Origin of the sequence: Zunongwangia sp. SCSIO 43204 (genome assembly GCF_019904275.1) — a bacterium.
Lineage (GTDB): Bacteria > Bacteroidota > Bacteroidia > Flavobacteriales > Flavobacteriaceae > Zunongwangia > Zunongwangia mangrovi.
In genome coordinates this window covers 3,322,615-3,346,515 of sequence record NZ_CP063204.1, presented here as the reverse complement: position 1 = coordinate 3,346,515, position 23,901 = coordinate 3,322,615, and the positions used below count along the sequence as shown (strand labels likewise).

Here is a 23,901-nt window from a genome sequence, read left to right as displayed (position 1 = left end):
TATGAGGTTTAATAACAAGAATGAAATAAAAATAATTCCGCCAATTTATATAGTTTTAGTCGCGGTTTTTTTAACCAACATTTTTGTAAATATCGAATTGATAGGTCAAGATGAACCTATTAAATTCAGTCATTTTGTACCTAATATTGTTACCTTTTTGATATTCCTGTTTGTACATAAAATAGGAGTGAGCTTTGATTTTGATAGTGACGGTGAAACGCTCATTTTTAAGAATAATGGAGTTTTCTTTTCAAAATTTATGGAATATCGTGTTCGTAAAGCCGAATTTCCAAAGCGCAAACTTGCTAATTTTAAATTTACAAACTACGGTATATATTCTAGTGTCACCATATATATCAAATCAAGAAGACGAAGAGGTTTTAAAAAATATACATTTAACACCACATTTCTAAATAGAAAAAAGAAACGCGGCCTGGTCGCTTCTCTACAAAGTATTTTGGACAAACCTAAAGCTGTTGCTTAGCATATGGATATGGAAGAGAATCCCGAAGAATCTAAAGACGAACAATTAAATACACCTAAAGAAGAGTTGATGCGAGTAACCGGTATGTATAAAGACTGGTTTCTTGATTATGCTTCTTACGTTATTTTAGAACGTGCTGTACCGGCCATGGAAGATGGTTTTAAACCTGTGCAACGTCGTATTATGCATTCCATGAAAGATCTGGACGATGGTCGTTACAATAAAGTAGCGAATATTGTTGGACATACCATGCAATATCATCCACACGGTGATGCTAGTATTGGTGACGCCATGGTACAAATGGGACAAAAAGATATTTTAATTGATACCCAGGGAAACTGGGGGAATATTTTAACCGGGGACAGAGCAGCAGCACCAAGGTATATTGAGGCCAGATTGTCCAAATTCGCTTTAGAAGTCTTGTACAATCCTAAGCTTACAGAATGGCAATTATCTTACGACGGTCGTAAAAAAGAACCGGTAAATCTTCCAGTGAAATTCCCTATGCTTTTAGCTCAGGGAGCCGAAGGTATTGCTGTTGGATTAAGTACGCGTTTGTTACCGCATAATTTTAATGAACTTATTGATGCGTCGATAAAGCACTTACAAGGGAAGCGATTTAAATTATTTCCAGATTTTCCAACGGGAGGGATTGCAGATATTTCTAATTATAATGATGGTAGACGTGGCGGTCGTGTAAGAGTTCGTGCAAAAATTAGTCAGCTTGATAAAAATACGCTGGTAATTACCGAAATTCCATTTGGAACAACGACCTCAAGTTTAATTGATTCGGTTTTAAAAGCAAATGATAAAGGGAAGATAAAGATCAAAAAGATCGAGGATAATACTGCTGCTGAAGTTGAAATTCAAATTCATCTTCCAAATAATATTTCTCCAGATAGAACGATCGACGCACTTTATGCATTTACACAATGCGAGAATTCGTTATCTCCATTAGGATGTGTAATTGTAGATAATAAGCCAGAATTTTTAGGCGTATCTGATATTTTGAAATCTTCTACAGATCATACACTTCATCTATTAAAGCGTGAGTTAGAGATCACACTCGAGGAGTTAGAAGAACAATGGCATTTCGCCTCTTTAGAAAGAATCTTTATAGAAAACAGGATCTATCGCGAAATTGAAGAAGAAGAAACCTGGGAAGGTGTCATTAAAGCCATAGATAAAGGTTTAAAACCACATATAAAGCATTTAAAGCGTGCGGTTACCGAAGATGATATTGTAAGGCTTACCGAAATTCGAATTAAAAGAATTTCAAAATTCGATATTGATAAGGCACAACAAAAGATCGATGCGCTTGAAGATGATATTGCAAGAGTGAAGCATCATTTAGACAATCTTGTTGATTATGCGGTAGATTATTTTACAAAGCTAAAAGAAAAATACGGCGAAGGTAAAGAACGAAAAACTGAACTTCGTTTATTTGAAGACATCGAAGCCTCTAAAGTAGTGATTAGAAATACAAAACTTTACGTAAACCGAAAAGAAGGTTTTGTGGGTACTGCTTTGAAGCGCGACGAATATGTGACCGATTGTTCTGATATCGATGATATTATTTGTTTTACTGCTGAAGGTAAAATGATGGTTACTAAAGTTGATACTAAAACTTTTATTGGTAAGGATATTATTCATGTTGCTATCTTTAAGAAAAAAGATAAGCGAACAATTTACAATATGATCTATCGCGATGGTAAAGGTGGCGCTTCTTACGTAAAACGTTTCGCAGTTACATCGGTAACCAGAGATAGAGAATACGATTTAACTCAAGGCAAAAAAGACTCTAAAGTAATTTATTTTTCGGCAAATCCAAATGGTGAAGCTGAAGTGATAACGGTTTTTCTTAGACAGGTTGGTAGTATTAAGAAACTAAAATTCGAATTAGACTTTGCTGATATCCTGATTAAAGGAAGAAATGTAAAAGGGAATATTGTTACAAAATATTCAGTTAAGCGAATAGAATTAAAAGAAGAAGGAGTCTCTACCCTGAAACCAAGAAAGATCTGGTTCGATGACGTTGTGAAACGTCTAAATGTAGATGAACGCGGAGAGCTTTTAGGGGAATTTAAGGGTGAAGACCGATTGTTGATTATCACTCAGGATGGAATTGTAAAAACTATCAAACCAGAACTTACCAAGCGTTTTGACGAAGAGATGGTCGTACTTGAAAAATGGAACCCGAAAAAGCCAATTTCAGCTATTTATTGGGAACCAGAAAAAGAGCGTTTTTACGTTAAGCGATTTTTAATTGATAATCCAGATAAGGAAGAACGATTTATAAGCGATCACGAAAATGCTTATTTAGAGGTTGTGTCTACCGATTATTTTCCAATGGTCGAAATAGAATTTACGAAATTAAAAGGAAAAGATAGGCGTCCAAACGAAGAGGTAAATATTGAAGAGTTTATTTCAGTAAAAGGGATTAAGGCTCTTGGAAATCAACTAACTACAGATAAGGTAAAATCCATTAATTTACTTGATCCTTTACCTGATGAACCAGATCCAGAAGAGACAGAAAGTGAAGATGAAAAAGCAGTAGATTTTAATCAGTCGGGTACTAGTTTTAAAGAAGATAAGGACTCTTCCGAAGAAAATCAGACCAAATTATTTGATGAAGATTAATGGGGATACTTAAGGAATTTAAAGAGTTTGCCATAAAAGGAAATATGGTCGACATTGCGGTTGGGGTAATTGTAGGGGCCGCATTTAATAGAGTGATAGATGTACTGGTAAAACAAGTAATCACGCCTCCTTTAAGTCTATTGACCGATGGAATTCAGTTTTCAGACCGCAAAATAGTTTTAAGAGAAGCAATACAGGCAGATGCATCATCTACAAGCAAAGTTATTGAAGAAGTTGCCATTGCTTATGGAGCCTTGATCGAAGCCTTGATCGATTTCTTTATCATCGGTTTTACCATTTTTATTGTCGTAAAGCTTATGAACCGATTTAGAGCTAAAGCCCAGGACCCAAAGAATAAGAAAGTAAGCACTCCAAAAGATATAGAATTACTCTCCAATATGAACGATCTTATTAAGGAGCAAAATGAATTGTTAAAAAAAAGTATTAAATAGAGAATTGAAAAAAATACATTATTTTAGATCTAAACGTATTTTCTAATATTAATCAAAAATTCATTTCATCATGCGTATAACTTTATTTTCAATTGGCTTGCTATTTTTAAGCTTTTCTTTGAGTGCACAGGTTGGTACTTCACCTGCTACTACATCTGGAAACAGACATGATAATGGCGAGATTATGAACCAATTTTTTAAAGGAATAAAAAGAAACAATCAGCCAACTGAGGTCGATGGTAGTCCATATTTATATAATGATTACAAGAGTGGAACATTAAAATTTCCAGGGGGGAAGGAATTTTCAACTTTCATAAAATATAATGTTTTAAAGGAAACTATCGAAGTTAAAATTGATAATGAAGAATACCAATTGACAGATGATGAAGTCGATGTTGATTTCAAAAACAGAACATTTACCAAGTACACTTACGAAAAAGGAGATAATAAAGGTTTATTTAAGGGCTATTTTGAAGTTCTTAATCCTGATTCGAAAGATCAAGAATTAAAACTACTGTTAAAGCCGTATATATATGTAAAGCGAGGAAAAGCTGCAGCAGCGATGCAAAAAGCAACTCCTCCAAAATACGTACTACGTACGGACTATTATTTAAAATTTCCAGAAGAAAATAAAGCTATACAGGTACAAACTAAGAGTAAAGATTTTCTTCGTTTATTCAAAGGTCACTCACTTGAAAAAATTGAAAAATTTGTAGATAGTAATCGATTAAAACCAAGAAAAGAAGACGATCTGATCGAAATTGTTAGATTTTACAATAATATATAGCCTATATATAATTCATCTAAATTTATTCAGTAACCCTATATACAGATCCTCGTTCCTTACGGGGATCACCCACTTTTCCGTATTCAAAAGTATATCCGTCTTTTTCTGTTTTAATGATACGCATATGAATCGCCTGGCGTTCCTGCATATTCTTAGGATGGAGGTTTTTTAATACAAATTCGCAATCGTTGATCCAGCGAACTGAGGAAGTATCTGTTTTTCCCTGAAATGTATCGATTTCTAAACTATCAGTACGAACAAAACGCGAAGTAACCATTTCCCCATTTAGATAAGTTTGAAATTCAAATGTCCCAGTACGAAAATCCTGGCAATTCTTTTCGGGCTCAAAGCAGCTTATAAATAATAAAGAAAGGGCTAGAAAGATTAATTTTTTCATACCACAAAACTAATCTAAAAGCCTTGAATATTCAATTTTTAAAGGCGTCAAAAGTACCGTCCTCATAGAAAATAATCACTTTAGCAATCTTTTTATCTTTTCTATTTGGAAGATTTACAAGGCTTTTATCTTCCATCTTTGATTCGCTTGATGAGGAGAAAAGATCATCTTCCGAATTTTTGGATGCGGACTCTAATTTTGATCCAGATACTTTAGGGATAACAGGTTTTTCAACGGTATGTTCTTCAGTCTTTGGAAATGTTCCTTTTCCATTTAACAGCCAATAGAGCTCAACTTCTGGAAAGGTCTTTACAATCTTCATTACAAATTCTAAGCTGGGCTTATTTCTACCAGACAATAGGTGACTAATCGAAGAACGACCAACCTCAATTTTATCCGCAAAAGAAGAGGCACTGAGATCGTAATATTCGATGATCTCCCGTAATCTATTTGTAAACTCTTTGGTGTTTACCATTGTAAAAACGCGTTCTAAAAGACTTATTCACAAATGTAAACTATTCAATTAAAATAGACAAATTACATTTGTAAACCGGGCTCAATATCGCATCTTTAACTTTAAATAAACAATTATAAATAACTAATAACGTTTTATTTAGACTATAAAATTTAAACTTTTGGATTTATTCCGAAGGAACAATAGTCACTACTTAATTAAATAATCACAATTGTAAACAAAAGTAATAATTCGTATTGTTTACAATTGTAAAATATAGGTTTTTTACTTTTGTCAACATGAAAAACTATTCAGCTTCAATTAAAGGAATAATGGATCGGTATCCAGAATTCAAACTCGATCAAATTAAAGATCGATATATAAATCAGTCTCATATTCAACCAATATTGAATGAATTCGAAAAAGATGTTGAATTATCTAAAATTGGTTATTCAGTTAATAAGGAGCCTATACATCTTTTAAAGATTGGTAGTGGCAAGATTAAAGTATTAGCATGGTCGCAAATGCATGGTAATGAGTCTACCACTACTAGAGCCACATTAGACGTGATAAATGCGTTAATTAACTTTAAAACTGTAGAAACAAGTGATATATTAAAGAATATTAGCTTGTATTGCATCCCAATGCTTAATCCAGATGGATCTAGAAAATATACTCGCTTAAATTATAACAATGTAGACCTTAATAGAGATGCACAAAATCTAACCCAGCCAGAAAGTCGGATTTTAAGGAAAATATTCGATGATATTAAGCCAGATTTTTGTTTGAACTTACACGGGCAACGTACTATTTTTAGCGCTGGAGCTACAGATAAGTCGGCTGTTATGTCTTTTTTAACTCCAGCTGAAGATAAAGATCGGGAAGTAACTGTAAAGCGAAGTGAAAGTATGAAGGTGATCGCTAAAATAGCTGCAGATCTTAAAGATGTGTTGCCAGACCAGATTGGACGTTATGACGACGGATTTAATTTAAATTGTACGGGTGATACATTTCAGAGTGAAGGTGTGCCTACGATTTTATTTGAAGAAGGGCATTTTCCTAACGATTATACTCGTGAAACGACACGTGAATTTGCAGCGGCAAGCATTATTTCTTCATTAAGAAGCATTGCTACAGGAACTTACCTGGATTTTAGTACTAAAAATTACTTTGATATTCCAGAAAACGATAAGAAATTCAATGATATTTTAATCAAAAACGTTCGAATTAAAGACGGAATTAAAGATGTATCTATTCAATTTTCAGAAAAATTAATTGATAATAAAGTAGAATTTATACCAAAAATTGAAAATATTGAGGATAAAATTGATAAATATGGTCATAGAGAGATCGATGGAAACGGCAAAATCTTAGAGTTGGCGGGGTATAAAACACCAGTCGCAAACGTTGTAGTTGATAAAATATTCTTAAATAAAGAGATTTTAATGGTTAAATGTGATTAATACTTCAAAAAATTATAAATACTTCAAAGTTTTTGTATTATTTTTGAACTTCATATAATAAAAAGAAGTTAAGAAAATGGCCAAATTTAAATTAGACGAAACAGATCACCAGATTCTCGACATGCTTATCGAGAATACTAGAACTCCGTTTACAGATATCGCTAAGAAGCTTTTGATCTCTGCCGGTACAGTTCACGTTCGTGTAAAGAAAATGGAAGAAGCGGGAATCATAATAGGTTCTTCTTTAACGCTAGATTATCAAAAACTTGGGTATGCGTTTATCGCTTACGTAGGTGTTTTCCTTAAAAACACTTCACAAACCAAATTTGTTTTAGAAAGAATTAATGAAATCCCTTTTGTTACTGTTGCTCACGTAACCACCGGAAAATTTAATGTTTTCTGTAAAGTGAGAGCTCGTAATACACAGCATGCTAAAGAAATTATCTTCCAATTGGATGATATTGAAGGAGTTTACCGTACAGAAACTATGATCTCTTTAGAAGAAAGCATTAACGATAAGAAACGTTTAATGCATTCTATTTTTAAAGAGCTGTAAGGATAGAATATTAAACTTTTATTAAAAACCCTTTAGGCTCTTTTGTTTGAAGGGTTTTTTTATAATTTTAAAACAACTAAACACAAAAAATTATGCACAGAGAACCTAAGTTAGAGCGTTTTAACGAGAATGTTCTTTCTAAGTATCAAATTTATAACAGTCTTTTTCTAACCCTACCTTTTAATGACATCCGGAAAACTGGTTCTTTATTGCCATTGTTTCAGGAAGTTTGCGAGGAAGGATTTAAACAAAAGAAAAATCCCTCTGAAATTGTAGAGGCTTTTTTCAAAAAATATCTGGACGATCCTTCAGAAAAAGAAATGAATGATCTTTTGTTTAGGTTCATACAATATATAGAAAGACAGGTAGTATTATTTGATGCTATTGAGGATGCGGCTTTTCCAATCGTAAATAATATGGATGGGATTGGAACGCTAAGAAATATGAAAGAGGAATCTGAGTCTCAAAATCAGACGGAAAGAATTAAAGAATATTTAAGCAGATTTAAAGTACGACCTACTTTAACTGCGCATCCAACACAATTTTATCCAGGAGCTGTACTGGGAATTATCACAGATCTGGATAAAGCTATCCAAAATGATGATTTGGTTAAAATCAAACAGCTTTTATCTCAATTAGGTAAAACACCTTTCTTTAAAAAAGAGAAACCAACACCTTTTGATGAAGCGGTAAGTCTTATTTGGTATTTCGAAAATGTATTTTACCAAAGTGTTAGTAAGATATATAGCTATATCCAACAAAACATGTTTGATGGAGAGAGCGTTGGTAACGAGATCATAGAATTAGGCTTTTGGCCAGGAGGAGATAGAGACGGAAATCCTTTTGTAACTACAAATATTACTTTACAGGTTGCTAAGAGACTTAAGAGCACCATTTTATTTTGCTATTATCGTGATGCTCGTAAACTAAAAAGAAGATTAACTTTTGAAGGCGTTAATGAAACGATCGAGGAGATCGAAAGAGCACTTTACGAAGGTGCAGTATCTGAAGGCGGAAGCGTTAAACTATCACTTGAAGAACTAAAGAGTAAGCTACACTCCATCAGAGAAGTATTAATTGATGAGCATCAGTCTCTATTCTTTGATGAAGTAGATGATCTATTGAATAAGGTAAACCTATTTGGTTATCATTTAGCAACCTTAGATATTCGTCAGGATAGCGGTGTTCATGAAGAAGTACTTTCAGAAATCATTGAAGTTTGTGAGAAAAGAGGTGATAATTTAATTCCTAAAAATTATCCTGAACTTTCAGATGAGGAGCAAATTGAAATCCTTACCAAAGTGAAAGGAAACCTTTCTGCAGATGAATTTGATAGTGAAGACGGAATGGGTAAAGCAACCATTTCTTCTATTCACGCTATGAAGGAAATCCAGAAGAGTAATGGTGAAAAAGGAGCCAATCGATATATAATTAGTCACAGTGAAGTTCCTCAAAGTATCTTAGAACCTTTTGCATTCTTAAGATTATGCGGTTGGGACGAGCCTACTGTAGACATCATTCCTTTATTTGAAACAGTACCAGATTTAAAAGCTTCTCCTAACGTGATGAAAATCTTATACAGTAATCCTGTATATCGTGAGCATTTAGAGAGAAGAGGAAATAAGCAAACCATAATGCTTGGTTTTAGTGATGGTACTAAAGATGGTGGTTATTTAATGGCCAACTGGAGTATTTATAAAGCTAAGCAGGAATTAACAGAGATATCTAGAGAATACGATATTAAAGTAACATTCTTTGATGGACGTGGAGGACCACCAGCTCGTGGAGGTGGTAAAACTCACCAGTTCTATGCTTCTTTAGGTTCAGCTATCGAAAACGAAGAAATACAATTAACCGTACAGGGACAAACGATTAGTAGTAATTTCGGAACTCAAGATAGTTGCCAGTATAACCTGGAGCAGTTGATTAGTGCCGGTGTTTCTAACGAGATCTTTAACGAGGGTAAAAATAACTTATCTGAAGAAGATCGCGCTACGATGGTAGATCTTGCCGAGTCTAGTTATAATACTTATATGGATTTTAAAGCGCATCCAAGATTTATTCCGTATTTGGAAAAAATGAGCACGCTAAAGTATTATGCTAAGACCAATATTGGTAGCCGTCCTTCAAAAAGAAATAATAAGGCTTTAAATTTAGATAATTTGCGAGCTATTCCTTTCGTAGGAAGTTGGAGCCAGTTAAAACAAAATGTTCCTGGATTCTTTGGTGTGGGAACTGCGTTGAAAAAGTATGAGGATAACGGTGAGTTTGATAAAGTAAAGCAACTTTATAATAATTCGATATTCTTTAAAACGCTGTTGGAAAATAGTATGATGAGTTTAACCAAATCTTTCTTCGAACTAACTTCTTACATGAAAGATGATGAAGAGTTTGGTGAATTTTGGGAACTTATTCATGCCGAGTACATCCGTTCTAAAGAAATGTTACTTAAGGTAACAGGATATAAAGAACTTATGGAAAATGAACCAGCGATGAGAGCTTCTATTCAGGCTAGAGAGCGAATTGTATTGCCTTTACTTACTATTCAGCAACACGCGTTAAGAATGGTACAGCAGTTACAAGACGGTAACGATACAGATCGTTTAGATGAATACGAAAAAATGGTGACCAGATCTTTATATGGTAACATTAACGCAAGTAGAAATTCAGCATAGATTATGACGGTAGAGCAGTTGAATGCTTCAGAATATATCCGTTCTATGAAAATTATATCAAAAGTGTCCCCAAAGAGAGTTCTTTGGGGACATTATTTTTAGAGAACCTGAAAGAAGTTTCAAAAATCTTAGAGCGATTAGAAGAATCCCAGTTAGGCTATAAATATGCAGAAGATAAGTGGACGATAGCTGAAGTTTTTCAGCATTTGATCGATGTGGAAAGAATTTTTCAGTATAGAGCCTTAAGCCTGGCAAGAAGAGAATCACAAGCTTTACATGGATTTGATCATGATGCTTACGTAACTTTTAGCAGAGCTGAAAATCGAAGCTTAAAAAGGTTGAAAAATGAATTCGAAATTGTAAGAAAATCGACTTCATTTTTATTCGATTCCTTTACAGAAGATATGTTGAAGCAGGTTGGACAAATGAACGGATCTTCAGCAACACCTAGAGCAATTGGCTTTATAATTATTGGGCATACCAAACATCATTTAAAAATTTTACAAGAGCGATATAGCATTTGAGCAATACCCCTAAATATATAAGATCTACAAAAGCTTTCTTCAAACTTCTGGTTAAAGCTTTTAATAGTTGGAATAAAAATGAACCTTATTCCCGTAGTGCTACTATTGCTTATTATACGCTATTTTCTTTACCATCATTATTGATCATCGTAGTTAGTATTGCAGGTTATTTCTTCGGAAGAGACGCTGTACAAGGTAGAATTACTAAAGAAATCACTAGATTTATTGGTAGCGGTACAGCAGATGCGATAGAAAAAATGATCTCTAACGCCTGGCTTTCTCAAGATTCTACATTCGCGATCATTTTTGGTGTTGGAATGTTATTATTTGGTGCTACAGGTGTATTTGTTCAGCTGAAACTTGCGATGAATAATATTTGGAATGTGGCTGAAAAGCGTAATGATTTTTGGGGAGTTCTTTTAGACCGAGCAATATCTTTTGGGATGATCCTTGTTGTTGGACTTTTATTACTTGTTTCCTTAGTTATTTCAGCTTTGCTAAATGTGGTAAAAGACAGAATTCATTTTATAGCACCAAATGTTACCGGTGCGATGCTAGATATTGCTAATTTTGCTATTTCATTTTTAGTGATCACCAGTTTATTTATGTCGATCTTCAAAATTCTTCCAGACATAAAGATTAAATGGAAAACTACTTTTTGGGGAGCAAGTCTAACTACTCTTTTATTTTTAATTGGTGAATACCTAATAAGCTTTTATTTTGGTGCCAGTGAGCCAACTTCGGTCTATGGTGGTGCTTCGAGTGTGGTTTTAATTCTACTTTGGGTATATTACGCCTGTATGATCTTATTTTATGGAGCTGAATTTACCGTACAGTACGCCCTGGTTAAAAATGAAAAAATTCAGATGGGTAAAAACGGTGAGCCTGCTATTTACCAGGAAATGGAAAAGCTCGAAAAGAAGAAAGTTCAAATAAAAGAAGAGAAAAGAATTATAGATAAACTTAAAGAAAACCTTCGCTTTGCTAAGAAGTCTGATAAAAATAAAAGTTCTTAAAAATTTTATCCCAATATCTTACAATTTGGTAATCTAAATCGGCAATTGCTAAATTTAATTACTAGTAAAGTCTCTTAATGAAATCACTCGTTGTTTTGTCAGGGCAAATAGTTTGATTTCAGATTACAGCAATTTTGAAGGGAATACTGTTTTTTCAGAATATCTTCAGGAATATAAATAAGTGAAATCATCATATTTTCTAAAGAAAATTTAGAAGAACTTTCTCGCATTATTATAAGTTGGGATAATATGAAAAGTAAAGTAATTCGGGGCTCGGGGTAATCGCGAAAAGCATTCGTTGGAAATTAACTTTTAAGCAAAAAAGTAAATCCTGAAACTGATGAAATAACTTGGTAAACCTTTAGTATAGTTTAATTTCGATCATCGTTCTATTTTTAAATAAATGTCAAAAGAAACCTGCTTTTCTTAATAAGCGTTAAGAATATTAAAGTTTAACGCTTATTAACTTGCAATCATCGCAATTTTAAAAGGTCTTTAATACAGTCTTCTATGCTTAGTTTTTAAATTTGAAATTGAACCAAAAAAAGAAAAATTATGGATAAGAGAGTAGCAATTTTAGCGACAGACGGATTTGAAGAGAGTGAGTTAACCTCTCCAAAAGAAGCGATAGAAAAAGCAGGTTTTACTGCAGATGTTGTAAGTATCAAGTCTGGAACTATAAAAAGCTGGGATGTAGATAACTGGGGAAAAGATATTAAAGTTGATAAACTTGTTAGCGAAGTTACTGCTAAAGATTACAATGCTTTGGTATTACCTGGTGGAGTTTTAAATCCAGATAACTTACGTACTAACGAAGATGCCTTGGTTTTTATAAGAGATTTCTTTAAACAGAGTAAGATCGTAGCAGCTATTTGTCATGGACCACAGTCTTTGATAAACGCAGAAGTTGTTGAAGGAAGAACGATGACATCCTACCCGGCAATTAAAAAAGACCTTGAAAATGCAGGTGCACTTTGGGTAGATAGAGAAGTAGTTGTAGACGAAGGATTTGTAACCAGTAGAACACCAGACGATCTACCAGCGTTTAATGATAAATTAATCGAAGAAATTAAAGAAGGAAAGCACGATTATCAGCATGCATAATTCTTTAATGAAATTTGGAATAATGAAAAAGGGAGCTTAAGCTCCCTTTTTTTATGTTTTAATCCTCGTCCTCTTCTTCGTTGTCTTTTTCAGGAATATCTACGATTGGCTCGTTAAAGTCGTCATCATCATAATCGTCTTCGTCAAAATTAGCCATTGTATTTTCTAAACGAGTACTAACTTTTACAAGATAAATAGCATCTTCAGTTTTTACTTCAACCGCATCAACCGTTTCTCCCTTCGCATTCATAAAGGAGATGATGTGGTCGTCATCGTAGCCATCAGGGTATTTTTCAACCAGAAGGCTTAATATCTCCGGTGTTAATTTCTTAAAGTCAACAATTACTCTTTTCATTTTCTAAGGTTGATTTTTTTTTGCAATTATAAATAAAAATATAAAATCTTAGAGGCCTGGGGTAAATTTTTAATGGAATAATAAATTTATAATAATCAGGCGTTTTTATAAAATTCAAAGGCATCAAATATTAGATCATTTGGAACCTGACAATCAATTTCTGTCTCACCAATATCTTTTAGAAGGACAAAATTGATCTTTCCGGCTTCATTTTTCTTATCATACTTCATTAGATCGATAATAGCATCGATATCTTCTCGAGTAAAATCTACTTTTCCATAAAGTTCGACAATTCGCTTCGTGATATCATCAAGTTTTTCTGTAGGGAAATCCTTTAGTTCCTTTGAAAGGTAAGTAGCCAAAATAATTCCCAAAGCGACGGCCTCACCGTGTAATAAGGTTTTCTTTTCGGTATGCGCTAGGCAATAAGATTCTACCGCGTGGCCTAATGTGTGGCCATAATTCAATGTTTTTCGCAATCCGTTTTCAAAAGGATCTTCAGTAACTACTTCAGCTTTAATATCTACGGAAACACGTATAATATCATCAAGATCACTTAGTGTAAGCTCACTTAGCTGTCCAACTTTGTGCCAGTATGCTTCATCTGCAATAAGACCATGTTTCAAAATTTCAGCTAAACCACTTCTCATTTCTTCGGAAGGAAGTGTCGCCAGATAGTCTGAATCTACGATCACCATTTCAGCATTGGAAATTACACCTATCTGGTTTTTAAGATTCCCAAGATCTACACCGGTTTTTCCACCAACTGAAGCATCTACCATAGAAAGTAGAGTAGTGGGCACGTTTATATAATTGATTCCTCGTTTAAAAGTTGAAGCCACAAAACCACCAAGATCGGTCACTACACCGCCACCAAGATTAATCATAAGGCTTTTACGATCTCCTTCAAGATCAGACATTGCCTGCCAAACTCCCATACAGGTGTCCAGGTTCTTAAAAGGCTCGCCAGCTTCGATCTCTATGATCTCGATAGCCGTTTCGGTTTCTATTTTTGGTAAAAAAGCAGGCAGGCAAAGCTCGTGAGTATTGCTGTCTACTAAAATAAATACCTTAGAATGATTGTTTTCTCTTAGATATTCATTAATTTTTTGATATGCTTCTTCTTTGTAATAAACGGTTCCTTTTGCCGTATTTGCCATGATTTTGGATCTTTTAAACAGTGTCGAAAATAAGGAGAAATAATTAAATCGAAATCAATATTCAATAATTATATTTGCCTTAATTAACTATATCCCATGATTAGAAAAAAGATATTTAACAATACCAAAACGGCTTTTAGATTAAAATCAGATTCAGAACTAGATAGAGCAATTTTTCTGTTTAGTATGATGGGAAGGCCAACTTTAGTAAAATCTGGTATTGCACTTACCAAAATGTCTTTAAAATTAAATTTACCTGTAGAAGGTCTTATTAAAAAGACGATTTTTGAACAGTTTGCCGGTGGTGAAACAATGGAAGATTGTAAACCGACCATAAAAACCATGTTTGAGGCCAAATTACATAGTATTTTGGACTATTCTGTTGAAGGCAAAGAGACCGAAGAGCAGTTTGATGCCGCAGTAGAAAAAAAACTACAACTTATTAAGTTTGCCAGCGAAGAAAAAGAGCTTCCTTTTGCTGTTTTTAAGCCCACCGGAGTTGGAAGATTCGAGATTTGGGAAAAAATGACTGCTAAGGTTAGTTTAACCGACGATGAAAAAAAAGAGTGGGAAAACATCAAAAATCGAGTAGAGCGACTTTGTAAGAAAGCTTACGAGCTTAAGGTTAGATTGTATGCAGATGGAGAAGAAAGCTGGATGCAAACAGCAGCAGATGATCTAATGGAAGATATGATGCGCAGCTACAATAAAGAAGAAGCGCTTATATTTAATACTCTACAGTGTTATCGTTGGGATCGTATCGAATACTTAAAAGATCTTCACGAAAAGGGTAAAGCTGAAGGTTTTAAAATAGGAGCGAAGATCGTTCGTGGTGCCTACATGGAAAAAGAAAACGAACGAGCTAAAAAACTGGGATATCCTTCGCCAATTTGCGAAAGCAAAGAAGCTACAGATGTGAATTTTAATAGTGTGATGTCTTATTGCCTAGGTAACTTGCAAGATATTTCAGTATATATTGGTACACATAACGAGGTGAGTAATTATTTAGCGCTACAAATTATCGAGGATAAAGATTATCCGATTAATCATCCTCATATCTGGTTTAGTCAATTATTCGGGATGAGTGATCATCTTAGCTATAACCTGGCGAAAAAAGGTTATAATTCGGCTAAACTCGTACCGTTTGGACCTGTAAAAGATGTGGTTCCTTATTTAATGAGAAGGGCGCAGGAAAACTCTTCTGTAAAAGGGCAAACAGGGCGTGAGCTTTCTTTATTGTTAGAAGAGCGTAGACGTAGAAAAGGTCATGAAACAAGACACGATCGCCAAGAGAAGGAAAGTTTTTAATTCAACTCTCACTTCGATTTACTGCGTTTTAAAACCGTGATTGCCGTAAGCAATTGTGGTTCGTTAATTTGTTTAATATCCAGTTCAGGAAAACGAATTAACTCCCAACGCTTGTCATTATATTCTAAGGCGGTTAGATTTTCGATCCAATCGCCAGAATTTAAATAAAGACAAGTTCCTTTTTTGTTGGTTTTTCTCACGATTCTTGGCTGATGAATATGCCCGCAAACCACATATTTATAGCCATTTTCTATGGCAAGATCTGTAGCGGTCTTTTCGAAATCGTCTATAAATTTTATTGCGCTTTTTACTTTGCTTTTAATCTTTTTGGATAGTGAATATTTTTTTCGGCCAATTCTCACCAAACACCAGTTTAAAAATCGGTTTAGAAGAATTAAAAAATCATAGCCCCAACCACCAAGTTTAGCGATCCACTTGGCATTTTGTATAGAAACATCAAATACATCACCGTGAAAAAACCATGCTTTTTTACCGTCGAGTTCTAAAACCAGCTTATCTACGATTGAGAAAGACCCCATAAAGGTCTCGCTAAACTTTCTAAGCATCTCGTCGTGATTTCCTGTAATGTAAATCACTTCAGTGCCACTAGTGCTTAGATCGATAATTTTCTTGATGACTTCCAGGTGAGATTTTGGGAAGTAACGTTTTCTAAACTGCCAGATGTCTATAAAATCTCCATTAAGGATTAACTTTTTTGGCGCTACGCTATCAAGATATAGCAACAATTCTTTCGCGTGACATCCAAAAGTTCCTAAATGAACATCTGAAATCACTAACAAATCAAGTTTTCGCTTTCTTCCCAATACAGTCTTCTTTTTTGCAAAGAAAAGTTGATTTTCAAAAAATCATATTAAGCTGATTTTAAGCAATCTTCAATTTATTGTTATTCATTTAATAGAGTCTAGAATCTAGAAATTAGATAATAGATAACTTTTTAAACTGCGAACTGAATACTGCCTACTGCCAACTGAACACTATCTACTGAAACCTACTCGATAATTTTCACTTTATCTGAATATCTTTCTGGAGCTTCAGGATTTTCTGCTGGGTAACCTAAGGCGATATTGATCGCTACTTCGTAACCTTCAGGAATATTGATCAATTCTAATAGATCTGAATTTTCTTCCAAATTCATAACCGAAACCAAAGTTCCTAGCGGACAAGTGCCCAATCCCATTGCTTTCGAGCTCAGTAAAATATTCTGAAGCGCAATTCCGCAGTCCATATAACTAATGTTACTGCTTTTATCTCTGGCCATCACGATTACGGTTGGCGCTCCGTGAAAAATACTAAATCCGGGTTCGCGATAATGTGCCGCACTTCCTTTAAATTCTTTTCCTTCAGCATAATTTAAAAAACGCTGGTTAATTTCATTTAAAATCTCCTGATTCTGAATCACACGAATCTCCCAGGGTTGTTTATTCAACGCACTTGGCGCATAGATCGCACATTTCATAATCGTGTCGAGCTGTTCTTTAGCAACTTGCTCATCGGTATATTTTCGGATACTTCTTCGCGAAAGCATATTATCGATCACGGCCGTTTTTCCTTCTAAATTTAACACTTCGGGCGTTTCTGCCTTTTGCTCACAGGCAATTAAACTTAATGCACTAATCGCGATAAGAAAGATCTTCTTCATAATTATATGGGTTGATGCAGTTTTTTACTGAATGAAAAATTAAACTTGAAAATGATATAAATAATATAAACGTAAATGAGATACGGAATGTAACCGTAGTAATGCAGGCTTAGCACTGCAAAAGTGACGGTGAGTACTGAGAGCGTGAGTAAAAATACTTCCTCTATTTTTTTAGGCCAATCGATTTTTGTTCCCCAGGTTCTTGGCATAAACACCTGATTGATTTTTGTTGAAAATCCATTCAGAATTAAAATGGAGTACGACATATATTCGAACCCAGCACCAAACTGAATGCAAAGCCCGGCAACCAAACCAATCATTAATCCGTAATAAGATTTTCCGGAGGGAGAAGATGGGCTCGATGGCATATCGGTAGCCATAAAAATTGCGCCGAGTAAGATTCCGCCTAAACTGTAATTGAGGTTTTGATCTTCAAAGATCCATAGAAATGAAAGGAAGCTCACTAATAGAAATACCGGAATATGCCACGAAATTCTTCTTCTAAAGATCAAATAAATTCCGCCTAACAATAAAAATACTGCTGAATATTCGCCTAAAGCTCCGGTAGGAACAAAGAATAATTCATTCAAGAATTCGGCCCAATTTGCATTTGGAATAAAATTAAACCATTCAACTTCATAAACATACCGAATACGTTTTGTCGACCAAATATCTCCTGAACTCATCACCAGCGGAAAAAACACGGTCATAAATTCGCGACCAACCAAAGCCGGATTAAATTTATTTTTACCAACGCCGCCCCAAAGGATTTTCCCAAATAAAATAGCGCAAGAACCACCAAAAGCGGCCACATACCACGGCGTTAAAGGTGAAATCGTAAATACAAGCAGCAACACTGTGATAATGGCTGAACCGTCTAAAATTCCTTTCCATTTCTTTAAAAAGATACCGGAAAACAGAATTTCGGTTAAAATAGCGCCACCCAAAGCGGAACCTAAAACGATTAAAAACCAGATGCGATAGGTATAAAATGCAAACGCACAAAGTGGTAACAACGCGATAATCACATCGAGCATTACTTTGCCGATGCTATTTTTAGAACTTACAAAAGGGGAGAAGCGCTTATTTTGCATACATCATTTTTTGAAGTTCTACTTTTCCCAATACAATGCTTTGCATCAGCGGTAAATTACTGGGGCAAATATATTCGCACGCGCCACACTCGATACAATGATCTAACTTGAATTGACTCAACAAATTTTGATCTTCTTGATGACCTTTTACAAACTGCATTGGCATTAAGTGCTGCGGACAAACATCTACGCAATACCCGCATTCAATGCAATTTTCGATAGATTTTTGTTGCTTTTTGAATAGTAGAAGTCCGCCAGAACCTTTTTTAATCGGGCTATCCAGATCTGCAACTTCTTTTCCCATCATTGGTCCGCCCAAAACGATATCGACATCTTCAGCATCGATATTTAATTCTTCTAAAATATGCCGAATAGGAGTTCCAATTTTAACGCGGTAATTTCCGATGGTGTTTATTGCATTTCCTGAAATTGTAATTACACGTTCAGTAGTTGGGATTCCGTTAAAAAGAGCTTCGTAAATCGCTAAAATTGTCCCCACGTTGCTTACCAAATATCCATAATTCGCCGGGATGCTTCCCTTTGGAATTTCTTTATGGGTAACACTTTTTATAAATTGAAGTTCGCCACCTTGCGGATATTCATTGGGTAACAAATGAATTCTAATGGCTAAGTTTGGATGATTTTTGAAGCTTTTTTCGAAATATTTTTTGAGTTCTTTATGTTGTTTTTCAATCCCGATAATGATCTCTTCAGGTTGAAAAATTTGATTTAAAACTGCAATGGTTTCTAATAATTTTTCAGTTTCGTGACGCATCACAGCGTAATCTGAAGTTAAATAAGGTTCGCATTCTATCCCGTTGATTAAAAGTGATTTAATTTTACTTTCTTCAACCTTATATTTAATATTGGTCGGGAATTCTGCGCCACCAATTCCTGCAATTCCGAAGTCTTTTAAAACCTGAACAAAACGCACTAAATCTAATTGCTGAGATTCGATAATTTCAGTAGTGATTTTTTGTTGCTGAAAATCGTTTTCTAAACTGATATAAAGTTCATCGATCGCAATAACTTTTCCTGAAACCGGCGAATGAATCTTTGCCGCGAATTGCTGTTTTATATCTTCAGCCAAAACCTGATATTGTAAAATTTGATCGCCAATTTTTACAAGCGGTTGCAAAGTTGATCGATACGATTGCAGCGGAATTCGATAAACTGCAGCTTCTTTTAATTCAGTAATCGGCTGTTTTTTGGTTTTATATTTTAACGACGGAATATGCATCATAGGCGATCGATCTTTACCGGAAAGTTTTCCGAAGAAATAATTCCGCCCTGTTCGTTAATTAGAAAGCCTTCAACCTTAAAATCCTGCTGAATTTTATGCAAAGTCACCAAAAAATGATTGGAAGGAATTGCGAAAAGTCCGGTAGCCAAGACATCGCCTAAAAAACAAGAATCTGTAAGAATCCCTACCTGAACAGTTTTCGAAGGATAACCGGTCACGGCGTTGATAATATGTCCAAACTCATTTCCTTCAATGATGTTGGAGTGTGTATTTCTCGCTGAAGTAGAAAAGCAATTATTCTTCAATTTAAGTTGAAATAAGTCGGTATTTTCAGCGATATCAGGAACATTTACTTTCCAATTTGGATGCTCGGTATCATTTTTTCCAACGATGGTACTTCCGCCGGCATTGATCATCGCATCGGTGATGCCATCGTTTTTCAGTTTCTCTAAAACCAGATCGATCGCGTAAGCTTTTAAAAAAGAACCGGTGTTAATTTCTTGTCCGTTTTCAATTTTAACCCGATTTCCTTCAATCTGAATATTTTGGTAATTCACCAACTGTTGCGCAGCTTCAATTTCAGTTAAACTCGGGATTTTATTTACTTTATTCCCGTGTAAACCCCAAAGTTTTAAAAGTGGCATCGACGTAATGTCGTAAGCACCTTGAAAATAACCGGAAAGTTGTTTTACTTGTTGGAGTAATTCAATAGTAAACTCATCAACTTCAGTAAAATGACCGGCGTTTTTATTGATTTTCGAGATGTAGGAATCTTCTGAATATGAATTATATTTTCGATCGATTCGCTCTAATTCAGCAAAAAGTTCATCAAAATAAAAGTCGTGGCAAACTACCGGAAGTTTAATTTTTATATGGCAATAAAACAGGAACCGGGTTTGCGCTTTGTATGGTTTACTGACTTGCGGAAGCGGTTTCTGCGTTATCACTTTCTATACTTGTTTTGCGGGTTGGAGTGGCGTTAATATCTCTTTCATCGATATGAATGGTTTGAAAATAAATATTTTCGTTCGCCAGTTTATTTTCTTTATTTCGGGTAATTTTTTGCGTTTCAAAGTCTTCATCAAACTTTTTATGATCCTTTTCTTCCGGTGGATCGAGTGAAACCAGAATCCCATCCAGGGTTTTCCGGTTTCCAAAAATTAAAAGTCCGGCGCCTAAAAGATATAAGCCTGCCTGTTTTATCAATTTCATTCAGCAATTTATTTGCTTCAAAAATAAGCAATAATAAAAGAGTGAATTGTTGGTTTTTCTTGTTTAACGCTCTTTAAGCTCACTTTTTATAAGTTCAAAATCCTAAAATGTGATTATTAGTGATTTGCTAAATATTTATGTTTAAAACTGAATATTTTTAAAGCAGAATTAACCGCAAAAGCTGGTGAAATCTATTTTCTCGTAGAAATGCAAATGTTTTACTAAAATGAATTTTTAAATTATAGGCTAAAAAATTACATTTGTTCAAAATCGTACTAATGGCAGGAAATTCCTTCGGAAAAATTTTTAAACTCACCACTTTTGGTGAATCACACGGGCCGGCAATTGGTGGAGTCATCGATGGATGCCCGGCAGGATTAGAATTAGACTTTGAAGCAATTCAGGAAGAATTAAACCGAAGAAAACCTGGCCAGTCTGCCATTGTAACGCAGCGTAAAGAACCAGATACGGTAGAATTCTACTCGGGTATTTTTGAAGGAAAGACCACTGGTACACCAATTGGTTTTGTAATTCACAACGCAAACCAAAAATCTAAAGATTATTCTCATATAAAAGACACGTATCGCCCAAGTCATGCCGATTATACCTATGATGAAAAGTATGGTGTAAGAGACTATCGTGGTGGTGGTCGTAGCTCTGCAAGAGAAACGGCAAGTAGAGTAGTGGCAGGCGCCATTGCAAAACAACTTCTAAAAGATATTAAGATCACTGCTTATGTAGATTCTGTAGGTAAGATCTCTTTAGATAAACCACATTATGAAGTCGATTTTTCTTTGATCGAAACAAATCCTGTACGATGTCCAGATAAAGCCAAAGCTGAAGAAATGGAAGCTTTTATCAAGCAAATAAGATCTGAAGGAGATACTGTTGGTGGAACCGTAAGATGTGTGATTAGCAACGTACCAAAAGGATTGGGAGAACCAGTTTTTGATAAATTACATGCCGAATTAGGTAAAGCCATGCTATCAATAAATGCCGTTAAAGGTTTTGAATACGGTAGCGGTTTTGAAGGAACCAAAATGAAAGGTAGCGAGCACAACGATCTTTTTAACGAAGACGGTTCTACAAAAACCAATTTGAGTGGCGGTATCCAGGGAGGAATTTCAAACGGTATGGATATTTACTTCAACGTGGCTTTTAAGCCTGTTGCGACAATAATGCAAAAACAAGATACTATTAATAAAGATGGTGATATGGTAGAAATGAAGGGGAAAGGTCGCCACGATCCTTGTGTTGTTCCCAGAGCCGTACCTATCGTCGAAGCTATGGCAGCACTTACGTTTGCCGATTTTTCGCTTCAGAATAAATCATCTAAACTTTAATAAAACAATACAGAAAACCACACTATGAAGAAATTAGCACTGCATTGGCAGATTTTATTAGGAATGTTTGCCGGAGTTGTTTTTGCCCTTATCATGACCAATTTTAGCTGGGGAGCCGATTTTGTGAGTGACTGGATAAAACCTTTTGGAAACATTTTTATTAATTCGCTTAAGCTTATTGCAGTTCCGCTAATTTTAGCTTCGTTGATTAAAGGAATCTCTGATCTAAAAGATATTTCGAAATTATCTAAAATGGGATTCCGTACCATCGGGATCTATGTTACCACGACCATTATCGCGGTAACGATTGGGTTAATTATGGTTAACCTAATTAATCCCGGCGGAACAATTGGTGAAGATACGCGCCAGGAATTAATAACCAGTTACGAAGGTGATGCCGTTGGTGTACAGGCTAATGCTGCAAAACAACGTGAAGCCGGACCTTTACAAGCTTTAGAAGATTTGGTGCCGAGTAATATTTTTGCAGCTGCCAGTGATAATGGGAATATGCTTCAGGTAATTTTCTTTGCTATTTTCTTCGGAATTGGTTTGATCTTAATTGATGAAAAAACTGCGAAACCTGTAAAAGATTTCTTTGATGGCTTTAATGAAGTGATCCTGAAATTGATCGATTTGATCATGCTTTTTGCGCCTTACGGAGTTTTTGCGCTACTTGCTGCTTTGGTAGTTGAATCACCAAGCACAGATCTTTTTGCGGCTTTAGCAATGTATGCGCTAACTGTGTTAGTTGGTTTAGCATTAATGATTGGTGTATATATTTTATTGGTTTGGATCTTTACTAAAAACAAACCTTCATTTTTTATCAATGGGATTGCTCCGGCACAGCTTTTAGCATTCTCAACAAGTTCTAGTGCGGCAACCTTACCTGTAACTATGGAGCGTGTAGAAGAACATATGGGGGTTCATAAAGAAGTTACCAGTTTTGTATTACCTATTGGAGCGACCATTAACATGGATGGAACGAGTTTGTATCAGGCTGTCGCTGCTGTATTTATTGCCCAGGCTTTTGGGATCGATCTTAGTATTGGTGCGCAATTAGGTATTATCGCTACGGCAACTCTAGCTTCTATAGGATCTGCAGCGGTACCGGGAGCAGGAATGGTGATGTTGGTTATTGTATTAGCACAAGCCGGTATTCCTGAAGCAGGTTTAGCTTTGATCTTTGCAGTAGATCGACCATTGGACATGTGTAGAACAACGGTGAATGTTACCGGAGATGCAGCTGTATCTGTTATGGTTGCAAAATCTGTAGATATGATGGGGCCGCCAAACGTAAAAGAGTGGGATGACGAATATGCTAAAACTCACAAAAAATAGATTTGCGAATATCAGTTGATTTTGATTAAATATTTATTTCGACTAAATAGACCTCGAAATACTTATTCTTTATAATAAAACTGTAGATCACTTTTTACTTTTGGGTCACCATGAAAAGATTTGAGGAAATCTAACTTCAGCTTATAATCTATGTTGTAAGCTGAAAGTGCCAAATCAGCTTCGTTTTTATTGGCTTTAGCAATGCTTAGATTGTTTCGGTAATTATTTAAAGCTCCCCAACCCATTCCTAACAATGTTATTGCTATTGCTGCAATGAAAATGGGAACAGCATAAGCCATTAGGAAAAAATGTTTTAAGTAGTCCAGGAATAAATAATCTAAATAGAATAATGCAATAGCGAAAATATTAAATAGAACGAAATAGCTATATACCCACCATTCATTTTTAAGTACTTTCTGAAATTTTGCGTTAGTATCTACAATTTTCTCCTTTCTTCTTTCTCCAAATTCTATTTTGTGACAAGTATTAGTAAAATTAGGCTTGTTTCCGGTTAAGCCACAAATATTCCCTTCTTTTAAATTTACATCCTGATGTTCGCAAAGTTCACAATGCCAGTGAGGCTCCATAGACTATATTATTTTTAGAACGGTAAGATATAAAATCGTATAATTCTAG

Annotated in this window: 24 protein-coding genes; 13 read left to right on the top strand and 11 right to left on the bottom strand. The window is 35.0% G+C overall.

The window, feature by feature from the left end:
• The first annotated feature begins 1 nt into the window (after position 1).
• The 4 genes from INR75_RS14885 (at position 2) to INR75_RS14870 (ending at position 4,363) form a co-directional block, all read left to right on the top strand.
• The gene (locus INR75_RS14885) at positions 2 to 484 is read left to right on the top strand and encodes a hypothetical protein (protein ID WP_223089394.1); all 483 of its coding nucleotides are present in this window, start codon (positions 2 to 4) and stop codon (positions 482 to 484) included.
• Between the two features lie 9 nt (positions 485 to 493).
• Positions 494 to 3,124 carry a DNA gyrase/topoisomerase IV subunit A gene (locus tag INR75_RS14880; protein ID WP_223091951.1) on the top strand — a complete coding sequence of 877 codons (2,631 nt, stop codon included), beginning with the start codon at positions 494 to 496 and terminating at the stop codon, positions 3,122 to 3,124.
• The gene (gene mscL / locus INR75_RS14875) at positions 3,124 to 3,576 is read left to right on the top strand and encodes a large conductance mechanosensitive channel protein MscL (RefSeq protein ID WP_223089393.1); all 453 of its coding nucleotides are present in this window, start codon (positions 3,124 to 3,126) and stop codon (positions 3,574 to 3,576) included. The genes INR75_RS14880 and mscL overlap by 1 nt, the downstream gene beginning before the upstream one ends.
• 70 nt (positions 3,577 to 3,646) lie before the next feature.
• On the top strand, positions 3,647 to 4,363 hold the full coding sequence (locus tag INR75_RS14870) for a hypothetical protein (protein WP_223089392.1): 717 nt from the start codon (positions 3,647 to 3,649) through the stop codon (positions 4,361 to 4,363).
• 22 nt (positions 4,364 to 4,385) lie between these two features.
• Here the strand turns inward: INR75_RS14870 and INR75_RS14865 are convergent, their stop codons facing one another.
• Positions 4,386 to 4,760 (bottom strand): DNA topoisomerase IV, encoded by a 375-nt coding sequence (locus tag INR75_RS14865; protein ID WP_223089391.1) that lies wholly within the window; start codon positions 4,758 to 4,760, stop codon positions 4,386 to 4,388.
• Between the two features lie 31 nt (positions 4,761 to 4,791).
• Positions 4,792 to 5,235, bottom strand: a complete 444-nt coding sequence (locus INR75_RS14860) for a helix-turn-helix transcriptional regulator (RefSeq protein ID WP_223089390.1) — start codon at positions 5,233 to 5,235, stop codon at positions 4,792 to 4,794.
• Between the two features lie 278 nt (positions 5,236 to 5,513).
• On the opposite strand from INR75_RS14860, the gene INR75_RS14855 reads away from it, so the two are divergent.
• The 6 genes from INR75_RS14855 (at position 5,514) to INR75_RS14830 (ending at position 12,552) form a co-directional block, all read left to right on the top strand.
• A complete protein-coding gene (locus INR75_RS14855) occupies positions 5,514 to 6,677 on the top strand; it encodes a M14 family zinc carboxypeptidase (RefSeq protein ID WP_223089389.1) in 1,164 nt (387 codons plus the stop codon).
• Between the two features lie 76 nt (positions 6,678 to 6,753).
• On the top strand, positions 6,754 to 7,233 hold the full coding sequence (locus tag INR75_RS14850; RefSeq protein ID WP_013072138.1) for an Lrp/AsnC family transcriptional regulator: 480 nt from the start codon (positions 6,754 to 6,756) through the stop codon (positions 7,231 to 7,233).
• 92 nt (positions 7,234 to 7,325) lie between these two features.
• On the top strand, positions 7,326 to 9,908 hold the full coding sequence (locus tag INR75_RS14845; RefSeq protein ID WP_223089388.1) for a phosphoenolpyruvate carboxylase: 2,583 nt from the start codon (positions 7,326 to 7,328) through the stop codon (positions 9,906 to 9,908).
• Positions 9,909 to 9,991: 83 nt separating this feature from the next.
• The gene (locus INR75_RS14840; protein WP_223089387.1) at positions 9,992 to 10,432 is read left to right on the top strand and encodes a DinB family protein; all 441 of its coding nucleotides are present in this window, start codon (positions 9,992 to 9,994) and stop codon (positions 10,430 to 10,432) included.
• Positions 10,429 to 11,448, top strand: coding sequence for a YihY/virulence factor BrkB family protein (locus INR75_RS14835; protein WP_223089386.1), 1,020 nt, complete (start codon positions 10,429 to 10,431; stop codon positions 11,446 to 11,448). Before INR75_RS14840 ends, INR75_RS14835 begins: the two co-directional genes overlap by 4 nt.
• Before the next feature lie 555 nt (positions 11,449 to 12,003).
• Positions 12,004 to 12,552 (top strand): type 1 glutamine amidotransferase domain-containing protein, encoded by a 549-nt coding sequence (locus INR75_RS14830; protein ID WP_092540931.1) that lies wholly within the window; start codon positions 12,004 to 12,006, stop codon positions 12,550 to 12,552.
• Positions 12,553 to 12,610: 58 nt separating this feature from the next.
• Here INR75_RS14830 and INR75_RS14825 read toward each other — a convergent pair whose 3' ends face one another.
• Together INR75_RS14825 and aroB are read right to left on the bottom strand one after the other, a co-directional pair.
• Entirely contained in the window at positions 12,611 to 12,907 is a 297-nt protein-coding gene (locus INR75_RS14825; RefSeq protein ID WP_223089385.1) for a hypothetical protein, read from the bottom strand.
• Between the two features lie 95 nt (positions 12,908 to 13,002).
• The gene (gene aroB, locus INR75_RS14820; protein ID WP_223089384.1) at positions 13,003 to 14,067 is read right to left on the bottom strand and encodes a 3-dehydroquinate synthase; all 1,065 of its coding nucleotides are present in this window, start codon (positions 14,065 to 14,067) and stop codon (positions 13,003 to 13,005) included.
• A gap of 96 nt (positions 14,068 to 14,163) precedes the next feature.
• Here aroB and INR75_RS14815 point away from each other — a divergent pair, with 96 nt between their 5' ends.
• Positions 14,164 to 15,375, top strand: coding sequence for a proline dehydrogenase family protein (locus INR75_RS14815; protein WP_223089383.1), 1,212 nt, complete (start codon positions 14,164 to 14,166; stop codon positions 15,373 to 15,375).
• Between the two features lie 8 nt (positions 15,376 to 15,383).
• Here INR75_RS14815 and INR75_RS14810 read toward each other — a convergent pair whose 3' ends face one another.
• The 6 genes from INR75_RS14810 to INR75_RS14785 form a co-directional block, all read right to left on the bottom strand.
• Complete coding sequence (locus INR75_RS14810; RefSeq protein ID WP_223089382.1) at positions 15,384 to 16,199, bottom strand: UDP-2,3-diacylglucosamine diphosphatase; 816 nt, start codon at positions 16,197 to 16,199, stop codon at positions 15,384 to 15,386.
• Between the two features lie 185 nt (positions 16,200 to 16,384).
• Positions 16,385 to 17,035: a nitroreductase gene (locus tag INR75_RS14805; protein WP_223089381.1), complete on the bottom strand. Its 651-nt coding sequence runs from the start codon at positions 17,033 to 17,035 to the stop codon at positions 16,385 to 16,387.
• Between the two features lie 2 nt (positions 17,036 to 17,037).
• The gene (locus INR75_RS14800) at positions 17,038 to 18,129 is read right to left on the bottom strand and encodes an RnfABCDGE type electron transport complex subunit D (protein ID WP_223089380.1); all 1,092 of its coding nucleotides are present in this window, start codon (positions 18,127 to 18,129) and stop codon (positions 17,038 to 17,040) included.
• Entirely contained in the window at positions 18,119 to 19,372 is a 1,254-nt protein-coding gene (gene rsxC, locus INR75_RS14795) for an electron transport complex subunit RsxC (RefSeq protein WP_223089379.1), read from the bottom strand. Before rsxC ends, INR75_RS14800 begins: the two co-directional genes overlap by 11 nt.
• Positions 19,369 to 20,319 (bottom strand): FAD:protein FMN transferase, encoded by a 951-nt coding sequence (locus tag INR75_RS14790; protein ID WP_223089378.1) that lies wholly within the window; start codon positions 20,317 to 20,319, stop codon positions 19,369 to 19,371. Before INR75_RS14790 ends, rsxC begins: the two co-directional genes overlap by 4 nt.
• Positions 20,285 to 20,584 (bottom strand): hypothetical protein, encoded by a 300-nt coding sequence (locus tag INR75_RS14785; protein WP_223089377.1) that lies wholly within the window; start codon positions 20,582 to 20,584, stop codon positions 20,285 to 20,287. The genes INR75_RS14790 and INR75_RS14785 overlap by 35 nt, the downstream gene beginning before the upstream one ends.
• 278 nt (positions 20,585 to 20,862) lie before the next feature.
• Here INR75_RS14785 and aroC point away from each other — a divergent pair, with 278 nt between their 5' ends.
• The gene (aroC, locus tag INR75_RS14780) at positions 20,863 to 21,927 is read left to right on the top strand and encodes a chorismate synthase (RefSeq protein WP_223091950.1); all 1,065 of its coding nucleotides are present in this window, start codon (positions 20,863 to 20,865) and stop codon (positions 21,925 to 21,927) included.
• A 24-nt stretch (positions 21,928 to 21,951) separates the two neighbouring features.
• Positions 21,952 to 23,265, top strand: coding sequence for a dicarboxylate/amino acid:cation symporter (locus INR75_RS14775; RefSeq protein ID WP_092540909.1), 1,314 nt, complete (start codon positions 21,952 to 21,954; stop codon positions 23,263 to 23,265).
• Between the two features lie 62 nt (positions 23,266 to 23,327).
• On the opposite strand, the gene INR75_RS14770 is transcribed toward INR75_RS14775, so the two are convergent.
• On the bottom strand, positions 23,328 to 23,852 hold the full coding sequence (locus tag INR75_RS14770; RefSeq protein WP_223089376.1) for a hypothetical protein: 525 nt from the start codon (positions 23,850 to 23,852) through the stop codon (positions 23,328 to 23,330).
• Between the last annotated feature and the right edge of the window lie 49 nt (positions 23,853 to 23,901).